This is a genomic window from Shewanella sp. SG44-2 (assembly GCF_014164215.1).
Classification (GTDB): domain Bacteria; phylum Pseudomonadota; class Gammaproteobacteria; order Enterobacterales; family Shewanellaceae; genus Shewanella; species Shewanella frigidimarina.
Window position 1 is genome coordinate 1 of record NZ_JACJEU010000094.1, and the last position, 297, is coordinate 297.

A 297-nucleotide genomic window follows, 5' to 3' on the forward strand; every position below is an offset into this window, starting at 1 on the left:
CAACCCAGATGGGTTTTACTGATACGACTTAGTATTAGAATGAGGCGCTTAAACAGTGGTCATAAAATGCTCCATGCGTTTATGACATCAAGTACATCCGTGTACTTGTTGAACTCAAGACTCTTGATAAGAGTAAAAGCAATCAGCTTTCCGAATTATTATTTAATGCATCAAGAATTAGTGCGTTAGATAAACAAATTTGTCTGGAAACCATAGAGCTGTGGCACCACCTGATCCCATTCCGAACTCAGAAGTGAAACACAGTATCGCCGATGGTAGTGTGGGGTCTCCCCATGC

General features: G+C 41.4%; 1 rRNA gene. It reads left to right on the forward strand.

From position 1 onward, the window contains the following. Nucleotides 1–202: 202 nt before the first annotated feature. Nucleotides 203–297, forward strand: a 5S ribosomal RNA gene (gene rrf / locus H5181_RS20435); the annotation flags it as partial.